This window comes from Dongia mobilis (assembly GCF_004363235.1).
Lineage (GTDB): Bacteria > Pseudomonadota > Alphaproteobacteria > Dongiales > Dongiaceae > Dongia > Dongia mobilis.
This window is the reverse complement of the sequence record NZ_SNYW01000014.1, coordinates 7501-26765: the sequence shown is the minus strand read 5'-3', so window position 1 is coordinate 26765 and position 19265 is coordinate 7501. Positions and strand designations below refer to the sequence as shown.

Below are 19265 nucleotides of genomic sequence, written 5' to 3'. Positions count from 1 at the left end.
TCAGATCTCTCGATAGAGCAGGAGGATGGTGCCGACGAGGGCCACCAGAACGGGCCATGCCCAGCCGCCGACGCGCTGGATCGTACCGTCAAGCCGGAGTTCCAGCCAGCGCGCCCAGGCGGCCCAGATGCCCAGCACCGCAATCGGCAGGTGAGACATCTCCAGCAGCAGCAATTCCTTCACATTGGCGATCGAATGCGAATGGGTCAGCAGCATGGTGCCGCCGACCGCCGACAGAAGCGGGAAGACATAGCTCGCCCAACGCCGCGTGAGCATGCCCGCCCGCACACTCCATTCGAACAAAGCAAAGGCGCACATCAGCACCATGAACATCTTGTGCTGGACGTATTCCGGGTCGCGCAGACTCTCGCTAAGCGACAGCGCGCCGAATGGCCATCCTTCCGCTTCCGAGCGCAGGAACAGAAAACCTGCCATGCCGACGAAAAGCAGCGGCCAGTGCCTGGCCCATGGCGCGCGCCCGGTCTTCTCGACTAGTGCCAGGAGGCCGATCAGCAGAACGAAAATGCCCGAGATGTGATGGTTGTATTCCGACCAGGCGATGTCCTCGGCATTGCGCGGCAGGGGGATGCCGGCGCCCGGCACATAGGCCTGCAGGTGTTTGGCGCCGATTCCGTCATCGCTGCTCTGCTGGCGCAGCTCCTCATAAAAGGCAAGGTTGTCCTTGTCGGGACTGACAAGTGCCGGCCAGCGCGGCTCCAGCCGCTCCAATATCTCGGCGGCTGTGGCGCGCCCGTCGACCAGGTCGATTGCCGGCGGCAGCGAGGTGATGGAGGCCGCGACCAGCAGGATCGAGATGCCGATGCCGATCTCGACCTCGACGAAACGCTTGAGGCGGGGCAGGGCGGCGAAGACGTCGCCGGCAAGCTGCCGCACCGCCAGGGCATTGCCGAGGCCCAGCAGCAGCAGGCTCAAGAAGAGCGCGATTTTGGTGCCCAGCATCATGCCATAGGCGGTGCCGTACATCGCCTCGCTGGAGCCGACATAGAACACCAGCATCAGGACGCCGGAAACAAGGATGCCGCCCACGCCCGCCATGGACATGGCGGAATAGCGCTGCGCCACGGCGGCGAGGGCGGAACCGCGCGGCAGCAGGTTTAGGCTGCAAAGAAAGGCCGGCAGGCCGCCGATCCAGATGGCGGCGCCGAGATGATGCAGGCCAGTGGCCAGGTAGAGCACGGCCTGGTTCTCGAGCCGCGCCGCGGCGTGACTGGTAGCCATGCCGGCCAGGAGGTCGACGGCCGCGCAGAGGATAAGCAGGCGAAACCCGGCGGTCGTGCGTGTGGCGGCGCCGGAAAGCAGCATGGCGAGCGCCAGGCCGCCGGCACCGAAGCGCGCCAGCTGGGCGACTGCATAGCTGCCGCCCATGGCGTGCAGATAGCTGCCATCGGTGGTTCCCGCCAGAATGACGACATGCGACGAAAGGCTGATCAGAAGGATTGCCAGCAGGGTGGCGAGGGCAAGTATGCCGGTACGACGGGCGAGGGCCGCGATCGCCTGGCCATCGGCGCCCAGTTGACCGGCCAGGGGGCGTACCAGAACGAGCAGGAACAGCACGGCGCCCAGATAGAAGCATTGCGCCGCGCGGCCGAAACCGGCGAGCAGCACCGCTAGAAAGCCGAAGATATCGAGGAACAGCTCCACGCCGGCGGTACTCAGGGCGCCACGGTGAACGGAATGTCGCCGCGCGTAATATGTCCGTCCGATGCCAGAACCTGCCAATGAAGAATATAACTGCCGGCGGCAAGATCGGTCAGGGTGGCGGTCAGCTTTTCCGGCGCGCTGTCGGTCGCAATAGCGATGCGGGATTCGGCGCCGGTTGGGTCGCTGAGGGAAAGCCTGGAACGGGTTGCATCAATCCGGACGTTATAGCTGAGGGACACTTCGATCACGGGGCCGGCTACGACGGCGTCGCGCGCGGGAACCGATTGCACGATGATCGCATGAGCCGAGGCCTGTGGAACGCCCGCAGCGACCGAGAGGATCAGGAAAAGGATAATATTCCTTAAACTTTTCTGCCGCATCTCAATATCTTAGCTTCACGTCCCACCGTTCTGTCAGCGGCGGTTTGTAGCAGAGCCGGATTGCCAAGTCATCAGGCGCCGGGTTGCCAGGGGTCATCGGGATGACCGCCGAGTGATGCCCGGATCACGACCGGATGACGGTTTGCCGCGCCGATCAGGGGTGCCGATCGGGCAGGGCGAGATCAAGTGCGCGCTGCCATGGACGCAGAATGTCGGCCGGTGCGTTAGCCGGCACCCGGGCCGCCAGTCCCCGCAGCATGATGGCAAGAGACACGCCCAGCACCTTCATGTCGGCCAGATGGGCTGCGCCGGACGGATCGGCAACCTGCCAATCCACCGGCCAATCCTTGCCGCCGGCCCGAACCGACGAGCGGACCCAGGCCATCCTTGGGCCGTCATTCCGCGACGGTTGGACATGGGTATCGATGACCGAAAGGGCGAGATCCGGATAAAGCCGCCGCAAGCGGGTTAGGGCAACCGCCGCCAGTTCGCAGAAACCACCGGCAAATGCGGCGCGCGCGCCGGCATCGAAACCGCGCCAATGCTGGCCGGCGGCGAAACGGCCGAGCGGTGTGAAATAGCTGCAGGCTTCTGCACCGTCTGGCGCCGAGATGGTTGCGTCGAACAGGTGGCGAATATAGCTTGCCGCGTCTGCCCGGGCTGCGACAGCGCCGGAGAGCGGGCTCAGGAAAAGGACAAGGCTGAGGATAGTCAGGATGCCGCGCATCCATCAGCCCTAGCATGTTTGGAACAGCATGGCACAGATGGAACATCCGATCGAACATCCGGCACAGCAGGGATCGGACGGGCGCCTTGTCCTGGTGACAGGCGGCTGCGGCTTCATCGGCCGACATCTCGTCTCGCTGCTTGCCGCGCGGGGCGACCGGGTGCGTGTCCTGGATCTTGCCGACTGGCCGCGCGCGGCCGAGCCGCCGCCGCCTGGGGTCGAATTGCGCCAGGGTTCGATCCGTGACCGGGCGGCGCTCAACCGGGCCTGCCGCGAGGTCGACCTGGTTTTTCACCTTGCTGCCAATCCCAATCTATGGGCACCGGATCCGAGGACGTTTGACGAAGTGAACTATGAGGGCACCATGCGTGTGCTCGAAGCGGCCGCCGATGCCGGGATTGCGCGTTTCGTCTATACCTCGACGGAATCGATCCTCAAGAACATCAACGCCCCGCGGACTTCGCGATCGGCCCTCATAGACGAGAGAGTGGCGCATGGCGAGGAGGACGTACCCGGTCCCTATTGCCGCTCGAAGTTCCGTGCCGAGCGTGCGGCAAGCGAGGCGGCGCAATCCGGCCTGCCGGTGGTGATCGTCAATCCGACCATGCCGATCGGGCCGGGCGACCTTACCTTGACGCCACCCACCAGGATGCTGCTCGGCTTTTTGAACGGCACCACGCCGGCCTATCTCGATTGCGACTTCAACCTGGTGGATGCGCGCGATGCCGCGATGGGGCATCTGCTGGCCGCCGAACATGGCAGGATCGGCGAGCGCTACATCCTCGGCCACGAGAACGTTAATCTCGGCGATCTGCTGCGGGTACTGGAGCGCCTTACCGGCCAGGCGATGGCGAAACGACGTGTGCCGTATTGGCTCGCCTATTTCTCCGCGCTGGTCAGCGAAGGCATCGCCAATCTGACGAAAGCGCCGCCGCTGGCACCGCTGACGGGCGTCCGCCTTGCGCGCTCCTCGATGGCGTTTGACTGCCGCAAGGCGCGGGCCGAGTTGCATTGGCAATGCCGGCCGCTGGAGAAGTCTCTGGTCGATACGATCCGCGATCTGGCGCAGCGCGGCCTGCTGACGCGGCTGCCGCAGCAGCCGCTCTGGTGAATGTCAGGGGGTTAGGCCCGACACCAGCGGCGGCAGGCTGCCCTGGGCGGCGACGTTATAGATGAATCCGTGGGCCGGGTAGATGCTGCCATAGACCTGGTGCTCAAGGTTGTAGAAGCGGGGCATGGTCCAGTCGTTGTTGGGCGAAGCATCGAATACGGCTTGGTTCTCGAGTACCTGGCCGGGAATCCAGTTGGCGTGGCTTACTAGGATCTCGCGTGAATTGAGCACCTGCGACACGACGGCGACATGGCCGCTGCGCAGCCGGTCGGTCTGGCTCAGCACCAGCACCGCACCGGGCGCCGGCAGTGGGCCGCGCTGATAGCGTCCGGCGGCGCCGTCCCACCAGCTATACGCGTCGCCGTATAGTTCGATGCCGGAAACCAGCCGGGCATAGGGGACGCATTGCGCGCCGTCATAAAGGAAGGTCGGCCTGCTAGGATTCGGTCCCGTGATGTCGAGGAAGACACCCGAATAGCGCGGCTCGACTTGCGGCGGCTCAAGCGTCGGACCGCAACCGGCCGCCCCCAGCGCTGTCAGCGCTAACACCGACAGGCGCCATCTGCAGCGCTTGGTTATCGCCTGATTCCGCATGTTTCCTGCGCTTGATCGACTCGTGACGCTTTCTCTGCCATGCTAGTCGAAATTGAGACAGTGACAAGGCGTGTCGCGGCTAAGATGGGGATGGGCAGCGGTGACGCGCCCGGACGAACGACCGGACAAGCCCGCATATTGTTGAACGGCGGGACAAGAATATAAGTCGTCATCCGTCCATGCGACCAGAGTGATCGCATGCCGGGCGCGGGGGTCGGGTAAAGCCCGGCCGCTTGGTCGATCGCCCTGCTGTACGCAGCCCTTCATGACAGCCGAGTTTGGTTGCGCTTTTGCGCCGTCAGGACCATTTCGTCCGGCTGGCGGCCTGCACAACTCATCCTCGCTACATCACCTGACGAAAAAGTCCTTAAGGGGAGTGGCGGCCATGAACATTCATGAATACCAGGCGAAACAGCTGTTGCGACGCTTCGGTGTGCCGGTGCCGCGCGGCGATGTCGCGCACAATCCGGCCGAGGCTGAATCGGTGGCCGAGGAACTCGACGGCCCGGTCTGGGTGGTTAAGGCCCAGATCCATGCCGGGGGGCGCGGCAAGGCAGGCGGCGTCAAGGTCTGCCGCTCGATCAAGGAAGTGACGGCGACCGCCGACCAGATGCTCGGCATGAAGCTGGTCACACACCAGACCGGCCCCGAGGGGCGCCTGGTACGCAAGGTCTATATCGAGCAGGCGAGCGACATCGCGCGCGAGCTCTATGTGGCCCAGCTCATCAACCGCACGACCGGCGGTGTTACCCTGATCGCCTCGACCGAAGGAGGCATGGATATCGAGGAGGTGGCGGCCAGCCATCCCGACAAGATCATCCGCCTCGACATGCCGCCGGCGACGCCGATGCGCGCATTCCAGGCGCGCCGGGTCGCTTTCGCCCTCGGCCTCAAGGAGCGCGAGGTCCACAAATTCGTGCGTCTCGCCATGGCGGTGAACAAGGCATTCCGCAGCCTCGATGCGGTGATGATCGAGATCAACCCGCTGGTCGTAACCGGCGTCGGTCGCCTGGTGGCGCTTGATTGCAAGATGGTGTTCGACGACAACGCCCTGTTTCGCCACAGTGACATCCAGGATCTGCGCGACGACAACGAGGTCGATCCGCTGGAACTGGAGGCCGCCCGCCACGACCTCAACTATGTCAAGCTCGACGGCGATATCGGCTGCATGGTCAACGGCGCCGGCCTCGCCATGGCGACCATGGACATCATCCAGCACTATGGCGGACAACCGGCGAATTTTATGGATATCGCTGGCGCCGCCACCAAGGAACGTGTCGCCTGCGCCTTCAAGCTGATCTTCAACGATCCCGGTGTGCGCGGCATCCTGGTCAACGTCTTCGGCGGCATGATGCGCTGCAATTCCATCGCCGAGGGAATTGTGGGGGCGGCGCGCGAGGTCGGGCTCGACCGCCCGCTTGTGGTGCGCCTCGAAGGCACCAATGTCGAACTTGGCCGCGAGATCCTGCAGAAGTCCGGTCTGCCGATCATCACCGCGACGACGCTGGCCGATGCCGCGCAGAAGATCGTCGCCGCCACCAGCGGCAAGGTGGTTGCAGCAGGTCAAGGGAGGGTTTGAGCCATGTCCATTCTGGTCAACCGCGATACCAAGGTCATCTGCCAGGGCTTCACCGGGACGCAGGGCACCTTCCATTCGCAGCAGGCGCTGGAATACGGCACCAATCTGGTGGGCGGCGTGACGCCGGGGAAGGGCGCGACGCGGCATCTCGACCGACCGGTCTTCGATACCGTGCACGAAGCGCGCGAGAAGACCGGCGCCAATGCGACCATGATCTATGTGCCGCCGATCTATGCCATGGATTCCATCATGGAGGCGATCGATGCCGGCATCGAAACTATCGTCGCCATCACGGACGGGATCCCTGTCCACGACATGGCGCGGGTCCGCAAGGAGCTGAAAGGCACCAGGTCGCGGGTGATCGGCCCCAATTGCCCGGGCATCATCACGCCGGCGCAATGCAAGATGGGCATCATGCCGGGTTACGTTCACAAGCCGGGCCGTGTCGGCATTGTCTCGCGTTCCGGCACGCTGTCCTACGAAGCGGCGACGCAGACGACCGCGGCGGGGCTCGGCCAGTCGACCGTCGTCGGTATCGGCGGCGATCCCGTTAACGGTTCCAGCTTCGTCGACATCCTGGAACTGTTCCTCGGCGATGACGAGACCGAGGCCATCATCATGATCGGCGAGATCGGCGGCACGCCGGAAATCGATGGCGCCGAATTCCTGCGGCGCGAGAAGCGCAAGAAGCCGGTGGTCGGTTTCATCGCCGGCAAGGCGGCGCCGGCCGGTCGCCGCATGGGTCATGCGGGGGCGATCGTCTCTGGCGGCGGCGAAAGTGCGGCCGAGAAGATCGAGGCATTGCGATCTGCCGGCATCCAAATCGCACCTTCGCCGGCGGAACTGGGCGAGACCGTCCGCGCCGCCCTCGGCTGAGGTCGCAAGCGGAACAGGAACCGGCGCTTCCATGCTGCGCCGCACAAAATGCTTTGGCGCCGGCCGGTCGAGCGTTTAGGCTTGGCCGGTCGGCACCAATGCCGGGCTCATCGATTGCAACGCAGACAACAGCAGGGTGGAAGGCGGACGGATATGGCCGGTCGGGCAGGAAAAGCGGGCGAGAATGCTTTGGCGCTGCGGGTGAAGGCGAACCAGCGCAAGCCGGATAACGGCCGCGCCCGCAAGGCACCCTTGGAGCCCGGCCTGAAACCGCTGCCGCGCATGTTCCCCTTGGATGCGAAATTTGATGCGGCACGGGCCGAGCGGGAACTGACTTCGGTCTTCAGCGACCTCGCTTCCCTGCGCGAGCGCAATCCTTTCGGCAATTCCGTGAAGCTGCTGGCCCTTGAGGTGGGCAAGCGGCTGGAGCGGGGCGGGCTCAGCCTCGGTGGTGTCGAAACCCTGATTCAGGAACTCACGGCGGGCGCCTTCCGGCACCGGGCTCAGCGCCTTGCCGCCTATCTCGGCGAATGCGATCCGGCGCGTAATGAACAGCGCCTGCGCGCCGCCTTTCACGCCCTCGCCGCCGGATCGCGCCGGCCGCAGGGCGGGAAGGGGGGCAAGAGCCAGAAAATCTCGTTCGCCAGTTTCAAGGCGGCGGTCGAGCGCGAGCTCTTCGGCATCGTCATCACGGCGCATCCCACCTTCAGCCAGTCGCACGAAATGGTTCGCCTGCTGGCCGAACTCGGCATGGGGCGCGATGCCGGCGGCGGCAGGCTCGCTCCGGCGCGCCGGCGCAAGATCGAGGCGGATATCCGCGGCGTCGAGCACCGGCCGCCGCAGCCCCTCGACCTTGCCTACGAGCATGACATGTCGGTCGCCGCCATCGCCAATATCCAGGATGCGATCCGTCGCGCCTACGAGATCGCGCTCGAGGTGGCGGCCGAATGTTACCCGGGCGAATGGGAGAATCTGGCGCCGCGTCTCGTCACGGTGGCAAGCTGGGTCGGCTACGACCTCGATGGCCGCTCCGACATCAAGTGGAGCGATACGCTGTTCAAGCGCCTGAAGATCCAGGTGCTGCAACTGCGCCGGTACATGCGCGCAGTGGAATCGCTGCGCGCGGGTCTCGGTGGTCGCAAGGGCAAGGGCGAAATCCAGAACCTGCTGGAACTGCTGGAAAGCCGCCTGGCGCTGGCCGTCAAGGAGGCCGAGGACGAGATCGACGTCTTCCAGAATGGCAGGAAGGAGGGCGAATCGCCCTCCGCCTGGGCGGAAGAGGTGCGGCGCATTGCCAAGCGCATGCATGATGGCAGGGAACTGCGCCTGATCGATTCCGCGCATCTGCTGGAACTGATCGAGCGCGCGCTTTCCTTGTGCGAGAAGCCGGAGCACCGCCGGCAGCTGATCATCCTCCGGGCCGAGATCGGCAATCACGGCCTCGGTATGGCGCATACCCATGTGCGCCTCAACGCCGTGCAGATCCATAACGCGATCCGCAAGCTCATCAACATGGAAACCGCGCCGGACGATCCCGCGCGCAAGCGCTCCTACATGGCGGCGCTGGCCCGGCTACTGAAGGACGTCAAGCCGGTCCAGATCAACTTCGCCTCGATCCTGGCCGAACGCACCTCGGCCAAGCGGCTCTTCATGATCGTCGCGAAGATGCTGAAATATATCGACGCCAATGTGCCGGTCCGCTTCCTGATCGCCGAGACGGAATCGCCGCTGACCCTGCTGGCGGCCCTCTATTTCGCCAAGCTTTTCGGGGTCGCCGACAAGGTCGATATTTCGCCGCTGTTCGAGACCACCAAGGCGTTCGAGCGTGGCGTCCGTGTCATCGACGAATGCCTGCAGAACCCGACCTATGCCGCCTATGTCCGGGCGCGCGGGCGGCTTTGCATCCAGACCGGCTTTTCCGATGCCGGCCGCCATCTCGGCCAGACCGTGGCGGCGATCTCGGTCGAATGGCTGCGCCTGAAGCTCGCCGAGCTGATGCGCCAGCGCGGCTTCGACGACATCGAGCTGGTGATCTTCGATACGCATGGCGAATCGATCGGCCGCGGTGGCCATCCGGAGAATTTCCAGGCGCGCCTCGAATACATCGCCTCCCCGGTCAGCCGGCAGCATTTCGCCCAGTCCGGAATCCGCGTGAAGGAGGAGGCCAGCTTCCAGGGCGGCGACGGCTATCTCTATTTCATCACGCCGGACATCGCGCTGGCCTCGGTCGCGCGCATCCTCGAATACATGCTGCCGATTCCGACCGAGAATGTGGAATCCGATCCCGCCTACCGCCAGGACGAGGACTATATCAAGGAGTTCTTCATCACCATCCGTCGCTTCAACGAGGAGGTGATGGACGATACAGCCTATGCCGCTCTGCTCGATACATTCGGCGGCAACCTGCTCTTCGTCGGCGGCTCGCGCCCGGTGAAGCGCGAGCATGAGGGGCTGGCGCAGCGCGTCAACCTCACCCATCCGACGCAGATGCGGGCCATTCCCCATAACGGCATCCTGCAGCAGTTGGGATTCTTCGCCAATACTTTGGGCGGCGTGGGCCAGGCGATCGCGCGCGACCCGGAACGGTTCCAGCGGCTCTACCAGTCCTCGCCGCGCTGCCGCCGGCTGCTCGGCATGGTCGATTGGGCTCTCGCCTTCACCGATCTCGAGGCCTTCAAATGTTATGTCGATCTGTTCGACCCCGGCCAATGGCTGTCCCGCGCCTATCAGGCCAAGGACGCCGAACGGGCGGCCGAACTGCGCCATGTCGCCGAGCATCTCGAGGAAGAGCGGATCTATGAACAGCTGGCCCGGATCTATCGGACGTTCCAGCGCGACATGCTCGACCTGCGCGAGGGATTGGCCCTGGTCGGCCTGCCGACGCCGAAGATCGACGAGGCGGCACGCCAGAATCTGCGCCTGATGCACGGCCTGCGCATTGCCCTCATCATGCGCATCTTCACGCTTAGCGCGCATGTTCCCGACTTCTCGGACCAGCACAACATCACCCGCGCGCAACTGATCTCGAAGATCTTCCATCTCGAGATCGACGACGCCATGCGCAAGCTGATGTCGATCTTTCCGAAAGTCGAGCAGACCCGCTTCGAGGGCGACTTCGGCGAGACCGCGACCTATGTCGGCGACTGGAGCCAGACCTACGAGCGCGAGCACCAGGTCATATTCGGGCCGATCGCCGGGCTCTATACCCTGGTGCGGCGCCTGAGTTCCGGCATCATCCACACCATCGGCGCCATGGGCTGATCCCGCGCCGGCCGCGCGACCACATGCGGCCGGTTTGCCCGGCTGGCTCTTGCCCGGCCGGCCCCCCTTCGTGCTAATGCTGGACTGGCAACTGTCCGTTGGGGGGGAACATGAAGGTCGCCTTTGTCGCGAAGGCAGGCGCCGGCGCGCCGGTCCTGGTGCTGCTGGTGGGGGAGGAGCGCAAGCTGGGCGCCCGCGGGAGCGAAATCGACCGCATCTCGGGCGGCGCAATCGGGCGCGCCCTGGCCGCACCGCGCTTCAAAGGCAAGAAGGGCGAGGTGCTGGATCTCGTGGCACCGGCCGGGGTATCGGCACGGCGACTGCTGCTGCTCGGATTGGGCCCCGTCAAGGAACTGACCTTTCACGTCGCGCGCGAATGCGGCGGGGCACTTGTTGCCCACCTCCTGTCCGAGCGCGAGACCGAGGCGACCATTCTGCTCGACCTACCGAGGGGCGCCAAGCTGGACGAGGCCCGGCTGGCGGCGGAACTCGCCGGCGGCGCCAGGCTCCGCAATTATCGCTTCGACCGCTATCTCACCCAGAAGAAGGAGGATCGCCCGGCCCCGATTGCCGGGCTCGACCTCGTGGTTGCCAAGCCCGCGGCGGCGGAACGTGCCGCCCGCAGGACTGCGGCACTGGCTGCCGGCGTGGCTTTCGCCCGCGACCTCGTCAATCTGCCGCCCAATGCCCTCTATCCGGAAAGCTTCGTCGCCGAAATGCGGGCGCTCAAATCGCTCGGGGTAAAGGTCGAGGCACTGGACGAAAAGCAGATGGCGAAGCTCGGCCTCAATGCCCTCCTTGCGGTGGGGCAGGGCTCGGTGCGACCGCCAAGGTTGCTGGTCCTGCAATATGAAGGGGCGCGGCCCGGCAAGGACGGGCCGATTGCCTTTGTCGGCAAGGGCGTCTGTTTCGATTCCGGCGGTCTCTGCCTGAAGCGGCCCAATGGCATGATGGAGATGAAGGGTGACATGGCCGGCGGCGCCGCCGTGGTCGGTGTCATGCGCGCATTGGCGGAACGCAAGGCCAAGGTGCATGCGGTCGGCATCGTCGGCCTGGTCGAGAACATGCCCTCGGGCCGGGCCTTCAAGCCCGGCGACATCGTCACGACCCATGCCGGTCGCACGATCGAGATGCTGGATACCGATGCGGAAGGGCGCCTCGTCTTGATTGACGCGCTGCATTACACCGCCAAACGCTTCAAGCCTCGGGCCATGATCGACCTGGCGACGCTGACCTATTCGGTCATGGCGGCATTGGGATCGGTCTTCGCCGGCATTTTTGCCAGCGACGACCGGCTTGCCCAGCAATTGGTCGCGGCCGGCCAGGCGGTCGACGAGCGGCTCTGGCGGTTGCCTCTCGATAAGGGTTACGACGCCCATCTCGAATCCCGCATCGCGGATGTGAAGCATCATGCCGAGGATGCGGAATCGGCCGATGCCGCCCATGCCGCCGCCCTTCTCAAGATGTTCGTGGACGGCCGGCCATGGGCGCATTTGGATATCGCCGGCAAGGAATTTCGCCACAAGGACAGCAACTTGGCGCCGGCGGGGGCGACCGGGTTCGCGGTCCAGCTGCTGGAGGAATTCGTGGCACGGCTGGAGGGCCACGCCTGAGGCCCTCTCCCTTCCTACCGGCCTATCCGACTTGGAATTGAAATATTGTGACCGATTTGGCCGCGGCCCAACGGGCAGCGAGGGCCTTCGGCACCTCCGACGGCGCCGCCCCGGGACGTATTTCGCTATGGCCTCGTATAGGATTTGTCCATATATGTCATAGAGAAAGAAAAGGATGACGCGGAATTGTAACCGAAGCATCATCAAAGTTGCGCCATAGAGCGCCAAGTTCCGGCCACCGCGCAGAGCGGTCCGGATATACAGGGAAGGACGAGCGACTAATGACGATGGAAAAATTGACGCGCCGCATGGCGCTGATGAGCATGGCGGTGCTGGGTTCGGTCGCAGCGATCGGTCTGGCCGCCCACCCCGCTTCGGCCGAAGATGTCGTGGTGAAGGTCTACACCGCCATCGAGGAAGAGCAGATGCCCCCCTACAAGGAGGCATTTGAGGCGGCTAATCCGGGTATCAAGATCGAGTGGCAGCGCGATTCGACCGGCGTCATTACCGCGCGCTTGCTCGCCGAGAAGGACAACCGCCAGGCCGATGTTGTCTGGGGCCTCGCTGCCAGCTCGCTGATGGTGCTCGATCAGAATGGCATGCTCGAAGGCTACAAGCCCGAGGGCTATGACCAGATCAAGGACGACTTCAAGGATCGCCGCAGCGACAAGCCGACCTGGGTCGGCATGGACGCCTGGGCATCGGCCATCTGCTTTAACACGGTCGAGGCCGAGAAGCTCGGCCTGCCTAAGCCGGCAACCTGGAAGGACCTGCTCGATCCGATCTATGCCGGCCACATCGTGATGCCGAATCCGGGGTCGTCCGGTACCGGCTTCCTTTCGGTCGCGGCCTGGCTGCAGATCTTCGGCGAGGAAGAGGGCTGGAAGTACATGGACGCCCTCCATGCCAACATGAACTCCTACACCCATTCGGGTTCCAAGCCCTGCAAGGCGGTGGGTGCCGGCGAGTATCCGATTGGCATTTCCTTCTCCTATCCGGGCGTCAAGCTGATCAATGACGGCGCCCCCCTCGAAGTCATCCTGCCGACCGAGGGCCTCGGCTGGGAGATGGAAGCGACCGCCATCATGAAGGGCACCGACAAGCTGGAAGCGGCACAGAAGGTTGCTGACTTCTCCGCCAGCGTCGAGGCCAACAAGCTGTACAACCAGTCCTACCAGGTGCTCGCCCGCAAGGACGTCGATGCCGTCCTGCCGGAGAACTACCCGGCCAACGAGGGTGAATTGCTGCTCTCGCCCAACAATTTCGAGTGGGCGGCGACGAACCGCGAGGCAATTCTGACCGAGTGGCAGAAGCGCTACGGCGCCAAGGACCAGCCGAAGAGCTGATCGCAGATCGATGGATCACGGCACCGCCCGGCCCGGGCGGTGCCGTCTCTTCGTTTGCGGCTCGGATCAAATTTGGCAAAACCGACTGACGGCCTGAATCATGCTGGCCGGCCGGCGCCTGAGATGCTGCTGGCGCGTCTGCCAATTCCAGTTGGTTCCAGTTGTTCGACCCAAATCCGGTAGTTTGACTCTGTCTTTGTCGGTTTCCACCTGGGGGAATGAATGTCGATCAATCAGGGCGACGCCTATCTGCGCATAGACCATGTCAGCAAGTCTTTCGGCACTTTCGAGGCGCTGACGAACGTCACGCTGGAAATCTATGCCGGCGAGTTCGTGTGCTTCCTGGGCCCGTCGGGTTGCGGCAAGACCACATTGCTGCGGGCGATCGCCGGGCTCGACATTCAGACCTCCGGCCGGATCTTCCAGGGTGGCCGCGATATTTCCGCCCTGCCGCCATCTCAGCGCGATTTCGGCATCGTGTTCCAATCCTATGCGCTGTTTCCCAATCTCAGCGTCGCCGACAATGTCGCCTATGGCCTGGTCAGCACGCGGCGGCCCAAGGCCGAGGTCGAGGGGCGCGTGCGCGAGTTGCTGACGCTTGTCGGGCTTGGCGGCCAGGAACAGAAATTTCCCAGCCAGTTGTCGGGCGGCCAGCAGCAGCGCGTCGCGCTGGCGCGCGCCCTGGCCATGTCGCCCGGCCTGCTGCTGCTGGACGAGCCGCTTTCGGCCCTTGATGCGCGCGTACGCCAGCACCTCCGCAGCGAACTCAAGGAATTGCAGCGCAAGCTCAAGGTCACGACCATCATGGTCACGCATGACCAGGAGGAGGCGCTGGCCATCGCCGACCGTATCGTCGTCATGAATCACGGCGTCATCGAGCAGGTTGGAACGCCGCTCGACATCTATCGCCATCCCGGCTCCGCCTTTGTCGCGGATTTCGTCGGGCACATGAATTTCCTGCCGGTCGAGCGGGTCGCGGCAGACCGTGTGCGCTTCGGATCGTTCGAGTTCACGGCGCCGGTCAACGGTAATCAGGACGCAACGGCAACATTGTGTGTCCGTCCCGAGGATATCCAGATCCGCAACGTGATTCCCGGCCAGGACAATTCGCTGAAGGCCACCATCGACCATATGGAATTCCTCGGTTCCTTCTGTCGCGCCGAACTTGTGGTCAATGGTGGGCGGCATCTGAAGGCCGATTTTTCCATCAATGCCATGCGCGACCTGTCGCTCGAGCCGGGCCAGGAAATCCTGATCGCACTGCCGGCGGACCGTCTGCGACTGTTCCGGGGCGACGCCCATGTCTGACGCGACGCTGGCGCCGGCCGTGGCGCTGACCGGGAAGGTGGATCCGGCTGGCGGCCAGCCGCCGCGCATCCGGCCGCGAGCCAGCGGCGAGGACTGGGTGATGCGCGGCGCCATTGCGCTGCTGGCCGCCTATTTCGTGGTCACGCTGGTTCTGCCGCTCTACACGCTGCTGATCAAGAGCGCCGAAGACAAGGACGGCAATTTCATCGGCCTTGCCAATTTTGCACGCTACTTTGCCGACCCGGCCCTGACCCAGTCGATCGTCAACACCGTGACGGTCTCACTCATCGGCACCGTCATTACCATCTTCCTCGCCTTTCTCTATGCCTATGCTCTGACGCGGACCTGCATGGCCTTGCGCGGCCTGTTACGGGCAGTGGCACTGGTCCCGCTGCTGGCGCCGTCCCTGTTGCCCGGCCTTGCCCTCATCTATCTCTTCGGCAACCAGGGCATATTCAAGGGTCTGCTGATGGGCCACGACATCTACGGCCCCATCGGAATCATCATCGGCGAGGTCTTCTTCGCCTTTCCCCACGCCCTCATCATCCTGGTTACGGCATTGTCGGTGGCCGACCAGCGCTTGTACGAGGCGGCGGATTCCCTGCGCGCCAGCCCCTTCCGTATTTTCATGACGGTAACGCTGCCCGGCTGCCGCTATGGCCTGATCAGCGCCGGCATGGTGGTCTTTACCTTGATCTTCACCGATTTCGGCGTGCCCAAGGTGATCGGCGGCTCCTACAACGTGCTGGCGACCGACGTCTATCGCCAGGTGATCGGCCAGTTCAATTTCCAGATGGGGGCCGTCGTCGGCCTGCTGCTGCTGTTCCCGGCGGTGATCTCCTTTACCGTCGACCGCATCGTGCAGCGCAAGCAGGTTGCGCTGCTGTCGGCGCGGGCCGTGCCCTTCCAGCCGCAGCCACGCCCGGTGATCGACCGCACCTTCCTGATCATCTCAAGCGTCATCGCCGCGTTGCTGCTGCTGATCCTCGGTATGGCCTTTGTCGGCTCTATCATCACCTTCTGGCCCTACAACCTGGCGCCGACGCTCAAGTGGTATGATTTCACGCGCTTGGGGACCGACGGCTGGGGGCCGTATTTCAACAGCCTGCGCATGGCCGCCATGGTGGCGATCATCGGCACGGCGATCGTCTTCACGGGTGCCTACCTCACCGAGAAGAGCCGGGGCGCCAAGGGGCTGCGCGCCTCGCTGCATCTTCTCGCCATGGTGCCGCTGGCCGTGCCCGGAATCGTGCTCGGCCTTGCCTATATCTTCTTCTTCAATGCATCGGGCAATCCGCTGGGATTCATCTACAACACGATGGTCATCCTGGTGGTGAACACCATCTGTCACTTCTACACCGTCTGCCATCTAACCGCGGTGACGGCATTGAAGCAGGTGGATGCCGAGTTCGAGGCCGTCTCTGCCTCGCTCAAGGTGCCGCTCTACCGGACTTTCTGGCGCGTGACGGTACCGGTCTGCCTGCCGGCCATCCTGGACATCAGCATCTATCTGTTCGTCAATGCGATGACCACCGTGTCGGCCGTCATCTTCATCTATTCCGCCAATTCCAAGCTGATGTCGATCAACGCCATCAACACCGAGGATGCCGGCAATACCGCGTCGGCTTGCGCCATGGGCATGGTGATCGTGGCCACCTCGGCCGTCCTGAAGGGCCTGCATTCACTCCTGGTGCGTCGGATGCAACGCCGCACCCAGGCCTGGCGCCGGCGCTGATATAACGGTCGGTTCCGGTCGATTTCGGCCGGAATCCGTCCGCTATGTTACAGTTTAATGACAACACCCGAGTCGGGATTCTGGCCGGCATGATCTTCCTGCTTCATCTCTTTGGCGCTGCAGCCCTGCTTTTGTGGGGCTTGCGCATGGTCCGCACCGGCATTCTTCGTGCCTATGGGGCGCAGCTCCGGCAAAGCCTCAGCCGGGCCACCGGGAATCGCTTCTCGGCATTCCTGTCCGGGCTTGGAATCACCTGCCTGCTGCAATCCTCGAGCGCCACGGCGCTGCTCTCGGCCAGTTTCGCGTCACGCAAGCTGGTGACTACGGCCGGTGCGCTGGCGGTGATGCTGGGTGCCGATCTCGGCACCAGCCTGGTCGCCCAGGCCTATTCGTTGAAGGTCGACTGGATTTCGCCGCTTCTCATCATCGCCGGCTGGGTGATGTTCAACAAGTTCGAGGATTCCAAGGTGCGGGATCTGGGCCGCGCGATCGTCGGCCTCGGCATTGCCTTGCTCGGCCTGCATCTGATCACCCTGGCGGCCGAGCCGATACGGGATGCGCCATTGCTGCCGCTGGCCCTCCGGGTGATGAGCGACGCACCCGTCTTCGGTGTCATCATCGGGGCGGTGCTGACCGTGCTTTCGACCTCCAGCCTGGCCGTGGTGCTGCTCGTGGTCAGTTTCATGGCGCAGAACATGGTGCCGATCGATCTCGGCTTCGCGCTGGTGCTCGGTGCCAATCTCGGCAGCGCCGTGATGCCGATCCTGGCGACGTCGGGCGAGCCGCCGGAGGCGCGGCGGGTGCCCGTCGGCAACCTGGTGTTCCGAGCAATCGGCGTCGCCGTTGCGGTGCCGCTGATCGGCCTCGTGCAGCCCTATGTCGCCATGATCGAGAGCGATCCGGCACGCCAGGCCCTCAACTTCCACGTCGCCTTCAATCTGGTACTTGCCCTGGCCTTCATCGGTTTCATCGGCCCGGTCGCACGACTGACGGCGCGACTCCTGCCGGATCAGCCGGCGAGCGACGATCCGGGCAAGCCGCGTTATATTTCGCAGGAACCGGGTGACCAGCCGATCGTGGCGCTCGCCAATGCCGGGCGCGAGGCGCTGCGCATGGGCGACCTCGTCGGCCAGATGCTGCGCCAGTCGCTTGACGTCTTCCGCACCGACGATCGACGCATGCTCAAGCAGGTGAGCGATCTCGATACCCAGGTTGACCGGCTCAATGAGGCGATCAAACTCTATCTGACACGGGTCAGCCGCGAATTGATGGATCCGGCCGATCAGAAGCGCGTCGTCGATCTCATCACCTTCATCACCAATCTCGAGCATATCGGCGACATCGTCGACAAGAACCTGATGGAACTCGCCGCCAAGAAGGTGAAGTATCAGCTGAAGTTTTCGCCCGAGGGAAACCGGGAACTCAACGACATCCATGAGCGGCTGACGCACAATCTCGAACTTGCCATGAATGTCTTCATGTCGGGCGATCTCAAGCTGGCGCGGCAGCTATTCGCCGAGAAGCAGATCTTCCGCGAGATGGAGCGGATCGCGGCCGAGAATCACCTGGCGCGGTTGCGCTCCGGCCGCATCGACAGCATGCAGACCAGTTCGCTCCATCTCGATATTTTGCGCGATCTGAAGCGCATCAACTCGCATCTTGCCATCGTTGCCCAGCCAATCCTGGAAGCGGCCGGCGAACTCAGCCCGACGCGGTTGAAATAGGCGCTATTTGGCGCTGCGACGATCGCCGGCGGGCAGGCGCACCGGGCGGCGCAGGAAGGCCGGCAGGTGGTCGCCAAAGCCGTGGCCGGCGACCAGATCCGCTTCCTCCTCGCCCGACGCCTTCGACGCGGCGCGTCGCTGATGCCGGTTGTCGTGCGGCTGCACGGGTGACATTGGAGCCGGGGCGGATTGCCGGGCCGGTTTCTCGCGGCCTTCCGGCCGCAGATCGCCAGCCTTGTCGCCGAGGCTGGCCGGCTCGGTCAGGCCCGTCTTGTCGGCGAGCGCGGGCAGGGCGGTGCTGGCCTCGAGAAGGTCGTGGCGATGCAATTGCTCGCTGGGGTGCGGAATCGCGGCGTCGATGATGGCCTCGACGACCGCCGGCGCAGCTGGTGCCGCCTTGTTGCCGCGGCCGCGGCGCCGGCTGCGCGTCGGCTTGGCGCCGGCATCCGCCGTCGCCGTTTCGGCGGTGGTATCGGTCGGCGCCGGCGTCACCGCATCGTGCGCGGGCTCTGCCCGGCGGCTGCTGCCGCGGCGACCGGAATCGCGTGGGCTGGCGCGGCCACCGCGGCCGCGATTCCGGCCACGCCCGTCGCCTTCGGCAAAGGGCAGGTTCTCGAAGCCCTCGATGGTCACGAGGGGGATGTCCTTGCCGATCAGCTTCTGGATGGCGGCCACATGCTTGCCGTCATAGGGCGTTGCGAAGGTGAAGGCGCGCCCCTCGCGGCCGGCGCGACCGGTGCGGCCGATCCGGTGCACGTAATCCTCGGCATGGATCGGCGTGTCGAAGTTGAAGACATGGGTAAGGCCGGCAATGTCGATGCCGCGCGCCGCGACATCCGAACAGACCATGAGCGAGGCCTCGCCGCGCTTGAAGGCAGCCAGCGTGTCGGCGCGGGCCGATTGCACCATGTCGCCATGCAGGCGCACCGCCTTGAAGCCGTGCTTGGTCAGCGATTTGTAGAGGATGTCGACGTCGACCTTGCGGTTGCAGAAGATCAGCGCGTTGTCGACATTCTCGGCGCGAATCAACCGGCGCAGGGCTTCGCGCTTGTCCATTTCGTCGATGACGGCGAGACCCTGGGTCACCGTCGTCGCCGTGGTGGCGGGGGCCGAGACGGTGATCTCCTTCGGGTTCATCAGGAACGCATCCGACAGGCGGCGGATTTCCGGCGCCATGGTGGCCGAGAAGAACAGGGTCTGACGGATTTTGGGCAACAGGCTGACGATTCGCTCGACATCCGGGATGAAGCCCATGTCCAGCATGCGGTCGGCCTCGTCGATCACCAGGATCTTGGTGTCGATCAGCAGGATCTTGCCGCGGTCGAACAGGTCGAGCAGGCGTCCCGGCG

The 19265-nt window shown here is 64.3% G+C and carries 14 protein-coding genes (1 of these 14 running past the window's edge); 9 read left to right on the top strand and 5 right to left on the bottom strand.

The features are described 5' to 3' along the window. The 3 genes from A8950_RS18270 to A8950_RS18260 form a co-directional block, all read right to left on the bottom strand. Complete coding sequence (locus A8950_RS18270) at positions 1–1662, bottom strand: copper resistance D family protein (protein WP_133615129.1); 1662 nt, start codon at positions 1660–1662, stop codon at positions 1–3. Between the two features lie 11 nt (positions 1663–1673). Beyond that, a complete protein-coding gene (locus tag A8950_RS18265; protein ID WP_133615128.1) occupies positions 1674–2042 on the bottom strand; it encodes a copper resistance CopC family protein in 369 nt (122 codons plus the stop codon). Positions 2043–2196: 154 nt separating this feature from the next. Next, on the bottom strand, positions 2197–2769 hold the full coding sequence (locus tag A8950_RS18260; RefSeq protein WP_133615127.1) for an ABC transporter substrate-binding protein: 573 nt from the start codon (positions 2767–2769) through the stop codon (positions 2197–2199). Positions 2770–2797: 28 nt separating this feature from the next. On the opposite strand from A8950_RS18260, the gene A8950_RS18255 reads away from it, so the two are divergent. Next, positions 2798–3880 carry an NAD-dependent epimerase/dehydratase family protein gene (locus tag A8950_RS18255; protein ID WP_243735702.1) on the top strand — a complete coding sequence of 361 codons (1083 nt, stop codon included), beginning with the start codon at positions 2798–2800 and terminating at the stop codon, positions 3878–3880. 3 nt (positions 3881–3883) lie between these two features. On the opposite strand, the gene A8950_RS18250 is transcribed toward A8950_RS18255, so the two are convergent. After that, positions 3884–4429: a CHAP domain-containing protein gene (locus A8950_RS18250; RefSeq protein WP_243735701.1), complete on the bottom strand. Its 546-nt coding sequence runs from the start codon at positions 4427–4429 to the stop codon at positions 3884–3886. A gap of 430 nt (positions 4430–4859) precedes the next feature. Between A8950_RS18250 and sucC the strand changes: the two genes are divergently transcribed. The 8 genes from sucC (at position 4860) to A8950_RS18210 (ending at position 17916) form a co-directional block, all read left to right on the top strand. Then, positions 4860–6053, top strand: a complete 1194-nt coding sequence (sucC, locus tag A8950_RS18245; RefSeq protein WP_133615125.1) for an ADP-forming succinate--CoA ligase subunit beta — start codon at positions 4860–4862, stop codon at positions 6051–6053. 3 nt (positions 6054–6056) lie between these two features. Further along, positions 6057–6929, top strand: coding sequence for a succinate--CoA ligase subunit alpha (sucD, locus tag A8950_RS18240; protein WP_133615124.1), 873 nt, complete (start codon positions 6057–6059; stop codon positions 6927–6929). A gap of 153 nt (positions 6930–7082) precedes the next feature. After that, positions 7083–10190, top strand: coding sequence for a phosphoenolpyruvate carboxylase (locus A8950_RS18235; RefSeq protein WP_166645267.1), 3108 nt, complete (start codon positions 7083–7085; stop codon positions 10188–10190). Between the two features lie 110 nt (positions 10191–10300). Then, positions 10301–11803 (top strand): leucyl aminopeptidase, encoded by a 1503-nt coding sequence (locus tag A8950_RS18230; protein WP_133615122.1) that lies wholly within the window; start codon positions 10301–10303, stop codon positions 11801–11803. Positions 11804–12084: 281 nt separating this feature from the next. Continuing rightward, positions 12085–13149, top strand: coding sequence for a putative 2-aminoethylphosphonate ABC transporter substrate-binding protein (locus A8950_RS18225; protein WP_133615121.1), 1065 nt, complete (start codon positions 12085–12087; stop codon positions 13147–13149). Positions 13150–13371: 222 nt separating this feature from the next. Continuing rightward, the gene (locus A8950_RS18220) at positions 13372–14457 is read left to right on the top strand and encodes a putative 2-aminoethylphosphonate ABC transporter ATP-binding protein (RefSeq protein ID WP_133615120.1); all 1086 of its coding nucleotides are present in this window, start codon (positions 13372–13374) and stop codon (positions 14455–14457) included. Then, the gene (locus A8950_RS18215) at positions 14450–16192 is read left to right on the top strand and encodes a putative 2-aminoethylphosphonate ABC transporter permease subunit (protein WP_133615119.1); all 1743 of its coding nucleotides are present in this window, start codon (positions 14450–14452) and stop codon (positions 16190–16192) included. Before A8950_RS18220 ends, A8950_RS18215 begins: the two co-directional genes overlap by 8 nt. An 89-nt stretch (positions 16193–16281) precedes the next feature. Then, positions 16282–17916, top strand: coding sequence for a Na/Pi cotransporter family protein (locus tag A8950_RS18210; RefSeq protein ID WP_208109929.1), 1635 nt, complete (start codon positions 16282–16284; stop codon positions 17914–17916). A 3-nt stretch (positions 17917–17919) separates the two neighbouring features. Here A8950_RS18210 and A8950_RS18205 read toward each other — a convergent pair whose 3' ends face one another. Next, positions 17920–19265, bottom strand: the 3' portion of a protein-coding gene (locus tag A8950_RS18205) for a DEAD/DEAH box helicase (protein ID WP_133615118.1). Its footprint extends 385 nt past the window's final position; only the last 1346 of its 1731 coding nucleotides appear in the window; the start codon falls outside the window, past its right edge; its stop codon occupies positions 17920–17922.

Bases quoted from the DNA above. Each gene is read 5' to 3' on its own strand.
- A8950_RS18260 (WP_133615127.1), bottom strand. From the start codon at position 2,769: ATGCGCGGCATCCTGACTATCCTCAGCCTTGTCCTTTTCCTGAGCCCG.
- A8950_RS18225 (WP_133615121.1), top strand. From the start codon at position 12,085: ATGACGATGGAAAAATTGACGCGCCGCATGGCGCTGATGAGCATGGCG.
- A8950_RS18210 (WP_208109929.1), top strand. From the start codon at position 16,282: ATGATCTTCCTGCTTCATCTCTTTGGCGCTGCAGCCCTGCTTTTGTGG.
- A8950_RS18235 (WP_166645267.1), top strand. From the start codon at position 7,083: ATGGCCGGTCGGGCAGGAAAAGCGGGCGAGAATGCTTTGGCGCTGCGG.
- A8950_RS18230 (WP_133615122.1), top strand. From the start codon at position 10,301: ATGAAGGTCGCCTTTGTCGCGAAGGCAGGCGCCGGCGCGCCGGTCCTG.
- A8950_RS18220 (WP_133615120.1), top strand. From the start codon at position 13,372: ATGTCGATCAATCAGGGCGACGCCTATCTGCGCATAGACCATGTCAGC.
- A8950_RS18265 (WP_133615128.1), bottom strand. From the start codon at position 2,042: ATGCGGCAGAAAAGTTTAAGGAATATTATCCTTTTCCTGATCCTCTCG.
- sucC (WP_133615125.1), top strand. From the start codon at position 4,860: ATGAACATTCATGAATACCAGGCGAAACAGCTGTTGCGACGCTTCGGT.
- sucD (WP_133615124.1), top strand. From the start codon at position 6,057: ATGTCCATTCTGGTCAACCGCGATACCAAGGTCATCTGCCAGGGCTTC.
- A8950_RS18215 (WP_133615119.1), top strand. From the start codon at position 14,450: ATGTCTGACGCGACGCTGGCGCCGGCCGTGGCGCTGACCGGGAAGGTG.
- A8950_RS18255 (WP_243735702.1), top strand. From the start codon at position 2,798: ATGGCACAGATGGAACATCCGATCGAACATCCGGCACAGCAGGGATCG.